The 9535-nt window shown below is 70.2% G+C and carries 9 protein-coding genes; 4 read left to right on the forward strand and 5 right to left on the reverse strand.

Annotation, left to right across the window (positions count from 1 at the left end; all coding sequences use genetic code 11):
* Positions 1-265: 265 nt before the first annotated feature.
* From ACWDO5_RS33865 to ACWDO5_RS33885, 5 genes are read right to left on the reverse strand one after another with little or no spacing between them, the layout of a single operon-like run.
* Positions 266-958 carry an SDR family NAD(P)-dependent oxidoreductase gene (locus ACWDO5_RS33865; RefSeq protein WP_450534393.1) on the reverse strand — a complete coding sequence of 231 codons (693 nt, stop codon included), beginning with the start codon at positions 956-958 and terminating at the stop codon, positions 266-268.
* A complete protein-coding gene (locus tag ACWDO5_RS33870; RefSeq protein ID WP_450534394.1) occupies positions 958-1812 on the reverse strand; it encodes an LLM class flavin-dependent oxidoreductase in 855 nt (284 codons plus the stop codon). The genes ACWDO5_RS33865 and ACWDO5_RS33870 overlap by 1 nt, the downstream gene beginning before the upstream one ends.
* Complete coding sequence (locus ACWDO5_RS33875; RefSeq protein ID WP_450534395.1) at positions 1812-3020, reverse strand: nucleotide disphospho-sugar-binding domain-containing protein; 1209 nt, start codon at positions 3018-3020, stop codon at positions 1812-1814. The genes ACWDO5_RS33870 and ACWDO5_RS33875 overlap by 1 nt, the downstream gene beginning before the upstream one ends.
* Positions 3021-3051: 31 nt before the next feature.
* A complete protein-coding gene (locus ACWDO5_RS33880; protein WP_450534396.1) occupies positions 3052-4080 on the reverse strand; it encodes an LLM class flavin-dependent oxidoreductase in 1029 nt (342 codons plus the stop codon).
* 6 nt (positions 4081-4086) lie between these two features.
* Positions 4087-5115, reverse strand: coding sequence for a methyltransferase (locus ACWDO5_RS33885; RefSeq protein ID WP_450534397.1), 1029 nt, complete (start codon positions 5113-5115; stop codon positions 4087-4089).
* 242 nt (positions 5116-5357) lie between these two features.
* Here ACWDO5_RS33885 and ACWDO5_RS33890 point away from each other — a divergent pair, with 242 nt between their 5' ends.
* The 4 genes from ACWDO5_RS33890 to ACWDO5_RS33905 all read left to right on the forward strand — a co-directional run bounded on the left by ACWDO5_RS33890 (position 5358) and on the right by ACWDO5_RS33905 (position 9441).
* Positions 5358-6611 (forward strand): NAD(P)-binding domain-containing protein, encoded by a 1254-nt coding sequence (locus tag ACWDO5_RS33890; RefSeq protein WP_450534398.1) that lies wholly within the window; start codon positions 5358-5360, stop codon positions 6609-6611.
* Positions 6608-7048: an SCP2 sterol-binding domain-containing protein gene (locus tag ACWDO5_RS33895; RefSeq protein WP_450534399.1), complete on the forward strand. Its 441-nt coding sequence runs from the start codon at positions 6608-6610 to the stop codon at positions 7046-7048. Before ACWDO5_RS33890 ends, ACWDO5_RS33895 begins: the two co-directional genes overlap by 4 nt.
* A gap of 121 nt (positions 7049-7169) precedes the next feature.
* Positions 7170-8396 (forward strand): methionine adenosyltransferase, encoded by a 1227-nt coding sequence (gene metK, locus ACWDO5_RS33900; RefSeq protein ID WP_450534400.1) that lies wholly within the window; start codon positions 7170-7172, stop codon positions 8394-8396.
* A gap of 61 nt (positions 8397-8457) precedes the next feature.
* Positions 8458-9441 carry a carbohydrate kinase family protein gene (locus ACWDO5_RS33905; RefSeq protein ID WP_450534401.1) on the forward strand — a complete coding sequence of 328 codons (984 nt, stop codon included), beginning with the start codon at positions 8458-8460 and terminating at the stop codon, positions 9439-9441.
* Positions 9442-9535 lie beyond the last annotated feature (94 nt).

The following is a 9535-nucleotide window of genomic DNA, read 5'->3' on the forward strand; positions in this document are numbered from 1 at the left end:
GGTTGTGTGGTAACTCCCATCTTCGCAGGTCAGCAGGCACCTCTCTTCATTTCTCTATCCACGGGACACGGGACAGTCGGTGGATCGAGGCTTAGTTTCGGGGGCTCAGCCCCGGGCCCCGCGCTTGATCTCCCCCAGATTTCGTCTGGGGGAGATCAAGGACACGGCCGAAGGCCGTACGGGGGTCCTGGGGCGGAGCCCCAGTTCGGGAAGGGGCGGGTCGGGGAACAGGCCCGCCGCAGGCGCGTACTACGAGGCGCGCGACTCACCAGCCAACGACTGCACCGCTGCGAAAGAACACCCCGCTCGGCGCCGAGTCCGGCAACGTCGCGGCATACGCGATATCCGCAGCCGCGTCCTCCGGCGAGCGCTCGGCATCGGGACGCATCCGCGTGCGGACCAGACCCGGGTTGACGGCGTTCACCAGCACACCCGTGCCGTCCGTCTCCTTGGCCAGAAGCACGGTCACCGCGTTCAGCGCGGCCTTGGACGCCGAGTAGGCCGGCGCCTGCGGGAAAAGCCCGTTGGTGAAGGAGCCCGTACCGCTGGAGACCATCACCACCCGGCCCCACCCGTACTGAACCATCGCCGGCAGAAAGGCCTGGGAGACCCGCCACGCGCCCAGCACGTTCACCGCGAGCGTAGCCTCGACCAGCGACAGCGGGACGGCGGACGGCGGGTCACCGCGGTCGAGGAACGTCCCGGCGTTGTTCACCAGGACGTCGACGCGCCCCACCCGTTCCGCCACGCGCTTGACCGACGCGTCGTCCGAGACATCGAGGGCGACTGCCTCCGCGCCCGCGCCGAGTTCCGATGCCGCCGCGGTCACCGCCTCCTCGTCGCGGCCGCCGAGCACCACACGGAAGCCGCGCGCATGCAGCAGCGTGCTGACCGCCAGGCCGAGACCCCGGTTCGCACCCGTCACGAGGGCGGTACGCGACTTCTCCCGTTCCACCATCACAGCACCGCGTCGGCGAGGAGTTCGAGCTGGCCGGTGTCGCTGCCGCACGGCATGAAGACGATCTCGTCGCAGCCGGCCTCCTCGTACTCCTTCACCGCCCGCCGCAACCGGTCCGCGTCGGTGAACGCCATGCCCACGATGGACTCGGCCCGCCCGCTGAAGGCGTAGTAGTCCAGCAGATACTCCTTGGCCCGGTCCGCGGCCGCCGCGCCCAGCGAGAAGTACAGCAGAGTCACCAGATGCGGCCTGTCCGTCCGTCCGGCCTTCTCCCAGGCGGCCGTGACCCGCGCTGCGTTGGCCCGGTAGCCGGACGGCGAGCTTCCGCCGGCGATCCAGCCGCGACCGTACTTCGCCGCGCGCCGGAACGCCGCGTCGGACGTGCCGCCGACCAGCACCGGCGGCGGCGTCTGCGGAGTCGGACCGACAAGCCGGTCGAAGCCGAGGCCGTCGCCGTCCCAGATCCGGGCCAGGTCGACCAGCAGCGAGTCCAGCACGGGCCCGCGCGCGGAGTGCGGAACACCCGACACCGCGAAGTCGTCCTCCCGGTTCCCCGCCGCGACACCGAGCGTCAGACGGCCCCCGGACAGGCGGTCGAGCGACGCCAGTTGCTTCGCCAGCAGAGGGGTGTTGTTGCGGTACGGCGGGGTCAGCACCGTAGTTGCCAGCTTGATCCGGTCGGTCACGGCGGCGGCCGCCGTGAGCGCGATCAGCGGCTCGTAGTTGTCGTACACCAGACGGTCGAGGACCCCGAGCGTGGAGAAGCCGAACAGCTCCGCCTGCCGCGACCAGTCGATGATCTGGTCCCGGCGGGCCCCGGGGACGGTGGAGGGGAGTCCCACACCGATCTGCATCAGCGGCCTCCTTCGGCCGGAGGACTGGCCGGGCCCGCTGCCGCGAGTCCGGTGAGGACGTCGACGATCCGGGCCGGGGACGGACGCGACTGGATCTCCTGGCGCACTTCCTGTGCGGCTTTGCGGTACGCGGGCTCGTGAAGGAGATCGAGCACCGCCGTACGGATCCGCACCGGCTCGGCCTCGTCCTTGCCGAGGCTCAGTCCCGCCCCGGTTGCCGTGAACCGCTGGGCGTTGAAGGTGTGGTCGATCAGCTGCGGAACCACCAGCTGCGGCAGCCCGGCGGCGAGCGAGGTGAGGATCGTGCCGGCGCCACCGTGAGCCACCACCGCGTCGCAGTGGGGCAGTACGGCGTGCAGGGGCACCGATTCCAGCACCTTCACCCGCTCGGGCACCTCACCCAGCAGATGCCGCTGCTCGCGGGCGACCGCGACCACGATTCCGACGTCGAGCGTCTCGAGCGCGTCGACGACCCGCGGGGCGAGATACATGTCGTTGTGCAGGCGCCCCACCGTCGTGCCCCAGGTGACGCACACCCGCGGCCGGCGGCGCTCGGCCGGCGGCAGCGGGACGGGCAGCGACCCGGAACCGTTGTACGGCACCGGGCGCACCGGCTGCCGCACGATCGGACGCGACGCCTCCGCCGCGGGCACCTGCATGCCGGTCGGGCAGGGATCGAGGGTCAGGCTGCCCAGCAGGTCGACGCCGTCGAGGCCGAAGCGCTCGCACAGCGGAGCCATGACTTCGCGCTCCAGCTCCACGGCGCCCGCCCGGTGCATCAGATCGGCGCCCCACGGAAAGCGCACCGCAGGCACCCCGAGAACCGCGGCCGCCAACGGGCCCGCGTACGCCGTGGGTTCGAAGACGATCAGGTCCGGCAGCCAGGCGCGGCCGTACGCCACCAGATCGTCCGCCATCGCGGCCGCCAGATCCGCGAACAGCGACACCGCCCGCGGCCCCCTGGCCCGTGTCGGCCGGGCGGCCGACACGGGCGCTCGCCCGGGTATGTAGTCGCGGATCCGGGCGACGGCGTCGACGCTGTCGTCCCCGACCGCCACGGCGGGCACCCCGGAAGCGGCGATCGTCGCGCTCAGCGCGGGCGAACTGGCCGCCCTCACCTCATGACCGGCTGCCCGCAGCGCCCAGGCCAGTGGCACCATCTGGTAGTAGTGGGTCGGCCATGCCCAGCTCGTGAACAGCACCCGCATGTGTCGCTCGCCCCTTCCGGTGCGTCACTCGTCAGTCGCCGAGACCTGCCTGCCGGTGGGCCTCGGCCGCCGCGCGCACCAGGGCCAGCTGGCCCTCCAGGGTGGGCGCGTAGGGCGAGATCCCGAGGGTGGTGACACCGGCCGCGGCGAAGTCCGACATACGGCGGGCGATCCGGTCCGGCGGCCCCAGCAACGAGGTGCTGTCGATGAATTCGACCGGCACCGCCGCCGCGGCGCCGCGCGCGTCCCCGGACCTGAAGCGGTCCTGGACCTCGTCGGCCGCCTTCTCATGGCCCATCCGCACGGCCAGGCGATAGTAGAAGTTGTTGTCCTTGTCGCCCAGGCTCATGAAACGGGCGACATAGTGGCTGATTGCCTCGGCCGCGGACCGTACGTCCGAGCCGACCGCCATCGGGGCGGACACGAACGCGTCGAAGCCATCCAGGTCCAGGCCCGCCCGCTGACGTCCCGTACGCAGCTGGATCAGCGCCTCCTTGGCGAGCTCCGGGGAGCAGAACACCCCGACCCAGCCGTCGGCCATCTCACCGGTCAGCTGCAGACTGCGCGGACCGACCGCGGCCAGATACACCGGCAGCCGCGGCTGCGCCGGCTCGGTGGTGAGCCGGAATGCGCCGCCGTTGCCGCCGGGCATCGGCAGCGCGAAGTGCTCGCCGGCGTAAGTGACTTCCTCCCGGGCCAGGGTGCGCCGCACCACCTCCACGTACTCCCGGGTACGGGCCAGCGGCTTGGCGAACGGCGCGCCGTGCCAGCCCTCCGTCACATGGGCGTTGGAGATCCCGAGACCGAGCCTGAACCTGCCCCCGGACAGTCCGTCCAGGGTGGCCGCGGTCAGCGCCATGCTCACCGGCGTACGGGCCGGGATCTGGATGACAGTGGAGAGCAGGCCGATGCGGCTGGTGCGCGCGGCCACCCAGCCCAGCACGGAGACCGCGTCCGAGCGGAAGCCCTCGGGGGCCGCGGCGACGTCGAAGCCCAGCCGCTCCGCCTCCTGCGCGGTCTCCGCGCAGCCCTGGGGGACGAGATTGATCCCGAGTCGCATCGCGCGTCACTCGTCCTTGTAGGCGATGACGAGTGAGTCGGTGTTGCTCAGCACCTTGGACTCGGTGCGCGAGAAGCCGGCCTTGCGCATCCAGTCGGCACAGTCCTTCGTGCTGTACTCCGAGCCGCTGTGCGTGACCAGCAGCATGTCCAGGCTGATCAGCAGGTTGACCAGATCGGTCGGCTGCTCGGCGACCATGCGGTCGTACACCAGCAGCGCGCCGCCCGGGCGCACGGCCTGGAATGCCTTGGTGATCAGCCCCTGGCGCTGCTCGGCGCCCCAGTTGTGCAGCACATGCCCCATGATCAGGACATCGCCCTCGGGCAGCGAGTCGACGAAGAAGTCACCGCCGACGAAGCTGATGCGGTCCTGGGTGCCCAGCTTCTCCATGTGCTCGTCGAAGGCCCAGCCCATGTGCGGCAGATCGAAGACGGTCGCCTTCGGCTTCGGGTGGGCTTCCAGGAGCAGCGCGGACAGATTGCCCCGCGCACCGCCGACGTCGACGAACGTTTCGTACGCCGAGAAGTCGAAAGCGGCAGCGAGCTTGGGGGCGACCAGGCTGTTGAGCGAGTCCATCATGCCGAGGAACTGCCGCAGATGCTCGGGGTCGTCGCCCATCTGCCCGACGATGTCCCCCTCCTTGCCCTTGACCTGGGGTTCCCCGGTGCGCAGCGCCTCGGTGAGATTCGTCCACGCCGGGTACAGCATCGAGTTGGCGCGCTCCAGGAAGCCGCCTGCGTAGCTCCGCTTGTTGCGGTCGAGGAACCGGTCGGCGGCCGGGCTGTTGCGGTAGCGGCCGTCCTCCAGCTCGACCAGGCCGAGTGTGACCAGCGCGGTGATGAAGTCGTCCGAGCCGCGAGGGTGCAGGCCCGCCGACGAGGCCAGCTCGTCCTTGGTGGCGGGTCCGGCGGCGAGGGTGGAGAAGACGTCCAGTTCAAGCGCGCTCAGCAGGATCTTGGCCGTGCAGAAGGCGGTGCCGAGCCGGATGAGCGACTCCGGGCTGGACGTGTCCGTGAGGGAAGCGTGAGTCGTCACAGACGAACTCCTTTCTCGGTTACCGGACAGGGCGGGGTCGTGGCGTGCCCGGGCCATGTTTTGGCACCGGCCTCGAAGTCCTCTTGAGCGGGGATCGGCCGGGCCCCCCGAGCGCTCCCTGATCCGGCCTGATCCGAAAGACACCGCCCAACCGGAGCAGGCCTCGATCGGGCGTTGAGCGGGGGCGGAGACCGTGACGCCGAATCCCCGTGCTCTTGGACCGTGCTCTTGGAGGCAGAACCATGGCCGACAATCCACCGATCCGCGTGATCCTGCGGATGGAGATCCTCCCGGGCGTGCAGGAGGAGTTCGAGAAGGTCTGGTGGGAGGTGGCATCGGCCATCGCCAGGCAGCCCGCCAACCGAGGACAGACACTGGTGCGCTCCATCGAGGAGGACCGTGTCTACTACGTCATCACCGACTGGGCGGACGAGCCCTCGTTCCGTGCCTTCGAGCTCAGCGAGGCGCATGTCGAGCACCGGCGCAGGCTGCGGCCGTACCGCGGCGCGGGCGACATGGCAGTGACGCGGACGGTGTACGACCTGCCGCCCGCGCCGCCGGCCGCCGAGGTCCCCGCGCAGCGGACGGCGGCCCCGGGCACGCAACCGGTGGCGTTCATCGGTCTCGGCAACATGGGCGCCGGGATGGCACACAGCCTGATCGACTCCGGCCGGTCCCTCACCGTCTTCAACCGCACCGCCGCCAAGACCAGGACGCTGGCGGAAGCCGGCGCCACGGTGGCCGCGAGCGCCGCGGAAGCCGCAGCGGGACACTCCGTCGTCGTGCTCAGCCTGAGTGACGAACCGGCCGTGGAGGACGTGCTGTTCGGGCAGATCGTTCCGGTACTCGCCCCGGGCGCCGTCGTCATCGACACCTCCACCGTCTCCCCGGCCTACGCGAAAGAGTCGGCGGCCCGGCTGTCGGCCGCCGGGCTGCGCCGGGTCGAGGCCTGTGTCGTCGGCAACCCCTTCCAGGCCCGCGAAGGCAAGCTGCGCGTCTACACCAGCGGCGACGAGGACGACATCGACGAGGTCCGCCCGCTGCTCGACACCATCGGCAGCGAAGTCGTCCACCTGGGCGAGCCCGGCACGGCCGCCACCATCAAGCTCATCTTCAACCTGCTGCTCGGCGCCCAGGTCGCCTCGCTCGCTGAGGCCGTCGCGTACGGAGTGGAGGCCGGGCTCGACCGGGACAGCCTGCTCGGCGCCATCGCAGGCAGCGGATTCAGCTCCGTCGTCATGAGGTTCCGCGCCGAGCTGATGCGCAAGTCCTCCTACGAGCCCGCCTTCTTCCGCTCCACGCTGATGGAGAAGGACCTGCGCCTTGCCATCGACGACGCGGCCCTGGCGGGCGTCGGGCTACCCGTCCTCGACAAGGTGCGCGAGAGCTTCGCCGCCGCGGTCGCGGCGGGCGACGGCGACAAAGACGCTTCCGTACTCATCGAGCACACCACCGCTGCCGGCAAGGGGAAAGCGGCGAAAGGGGGACGGCCGTGACCGACGACGACTGGCACCTGCGGCTCCGGGACCTCGCCGAGGCAGCGGAGGCGTCGGGTGAACTGGTCGGGGAGCTCCCGCTGGACGACGACGACCGGATGCTCGACCTGGTCTTCGTATGGTTCCGCGCCTGCTTCCGCCCCGAACGCACCAGGGGCAGGGGCGGCATCTTCCACTACGAGATCAACACCCCGTCGGGAGTACGGCACCGCTATGTCACCGTCGCCGACGGCCACTGCACGTCGGCCCGCGACGCGGCCACCCCGAACGCGACCATCGGGGTCGACAAGCAGGACCTTCTCGCCCTGGCCACCGGGGAGTTGAAAGGCACGGACGCCTTCGTCGGCGGACGCCTGAAAATCTCCGGCGACGTCTTCTTCGCCATGAACTGGATCGAGTGGTTCGGATCCCGTAGCGCACAGCCGACGGCCGAATAACCGTCGTTTAGCCGCCTTCGAGCCCCCTTGCAGGGCCGAAGCGCAGCCTGACCGCAATGCGGCACCAGGACAGCAGAGCAGCAGGACAACGCGGCTACCACGCCCGGCATTTGGAGGATTCGTGTCCCTTCGCCTGTTCACCTCGGAATCAGTGACCGAGGGCCATCCCGACAAGATCGCTGACCAGATCAGCGACGCGGTCCTCGACGCCCTGCTGGCGCAGGACCCGAAGTCACGGGTCGCCGTCGAAACGCTGATCACCACCGGCCAGGTCCACCTGGCCGGAGAGGTAACCACCAATGCATACGCCGACATCCAGCAGCTGGTCCGCGAGACCGTGCTGAAGATCGGCTACGACTCGTCGGCGAAGGGCTTCGACGGCGCCTCCTGCGGCGTGTCGGTCTCCATCGGCGCACAGTCGCCCGACATCGCACAGGGCGTCGACACCGCCTACGAGAAGCGCGTCGAGGGTGCCGCCGCAGGTGACGAAGGGGACGCGCTGGGCGAGCAGGGCGCCGGCGACCAGGGCCTGATGTTCGGCTACGCCTCCGACGAGACGCCCGAGCTGATGCCGCTGCCCATCACACTCGCCCACCGCCTCGCCCAGCGCCTCACCGACGTGCGCAAGAACGGCACCGTCCCCTACCTGCGGCCCGACGGGAAGACCCAGGTCACCATCGAGTACGACGGCGACAAGGCCGTCCGCCTCGACACCGTCGTGGTCTCCTCGCAGCACGCGCCCGGCATCGACCTGGACTCCCTGCTCATCCCGGACATCCGCGACTGCGTCGTACGCCCGGTGCTCCAGGAGCTCGTCGAGGACGGCGTACAACTGCGCACCGAGGGCTACCGGCTGCTGGTCAACCCGACCGGACGGTTCGAGATCGGCGGCCCGGTCGGCGACGCCGGCCTCACCGGCCGCAAGATCATCATCGACACCTACGGCGGCATGGCCCGCCACGGCGGTGGCGCCTTCTCCGGGAAGGACCCCTCCAAGGTGGACCGTTCGGCGGCGTACGCGATGCGCTGGGTCGCCAAGAACGTGGTCGCCGCGGGGCTGGCACACCGCTGCGAAGTGCAGGTCGCGTACGCGATCGGCAAGGCGGACCCGGTCGGTCTGTTCGTCGAGACCTTCGGCACCGAGACCGTGCCCGTGCCGCGCATCCAGTTCGCCATCGACCAGATCTTCGACCTGCGCCCGGCGGCCATCATCCGTGACCTCGACCTGCTGCGCCCCATCTACGCGCAGACCGCGGCGTACGGCCACTTCGGCCGCGACCTCCCCGACTTCACCTGGGAGTCCACCGACCGCGCGGAGAAGCTGCGCCAGGCAGCCATCGCCGACTGAGCGCCGACTCAGCGGCGGCGGATCAACGCACCATCCACCGCAGAACCAAGGAGCAGTGACCGTGCGCATAGCCGTAACTGGTTCGATCGCAACGGACCACCTGATGGTCTTTCCAGGCCGGTTCACCGAGCAGCTGATCGCCGGCAGCCTCGACAAGGTGTCGCTCTCCTTCCTCGTCGAAGAGCTGGAGATCCGGCGAGGCGGCGTCGCCGCGAACATCGCCTTCGGCCTCGGACGGCTGGGCATCGGCCCCTACCTCGTCGGAGCGGTGGGCGCGGACTTCGCCGACTACCAGGTCTGGCTGAAGGAGAACGGAGTCGACACCGACTCGGTGCACATCAGCGAATCGCTGCACACCGCGCGCTTCGTGTGCACGACGGACGCCGACAACAACCAGATCGGCTCCTTCTACCCCGGAGCCATGAGCGAAGCCCGCACGATCGACCTGGCTCCGGTGCGGAAACGGGCCGGCGGCCTGGACCTGGTGGTGATCTCGCCCAATGACCCCGGCGCGATGATCCGCCATACCCGTGAGTGCAACAGCCTGGGGCTGGCGTTCGCCGCCGACCCGTCCCAGCAGCTCGCGTTCATGCAACGCGACGATGTGCGCGAACTGCTCGACCACCCCGCCTATCTGTTCACCAATGAGTACGAGAGCGTGCTCATCCAGGAGAAGACCGGCTGGACCGAACAGCAGATCCTGGGCCGGGTCGGCACCTGGGTCACCACCCGGGGCGCGGACGGCGTCCACATCGCCCGCGCCGGGCTGCTGCCGGTCGAAGTGGCGGCGGTGCCGCCGAACGGAACACTCGAGCCGACCGGCGCCGGCGACGCCTTCCGGGCGGGCTTCCTCGCGGCGACCGCCTGGGGCCTGGGCCTGGAGGGCGCGGCCCACCTGGGCAGCGCACTGGCCACGACCGTGCTGGAGACCACGGGCCCGCAGCCGTCCCAGCGATACGGTGGCCGGCTGGTGGAACGCATCCGCGGCACATACGGAGAAGAAGCCGCCGCCGAACTGGCTCCGCACGTGGCGGCACTGGGATGAGCCGGACCCGAATCGAAGCCTTGCGTGAGGCCTTTGCTACCCGTGTGGTGGTGGCTGACGGGGCGATGGGCACGATGCTTCAGGCGCAGGATCC

Source organism: Streptomyces sp. NPDC000880 (assembly GCF_053599675.1).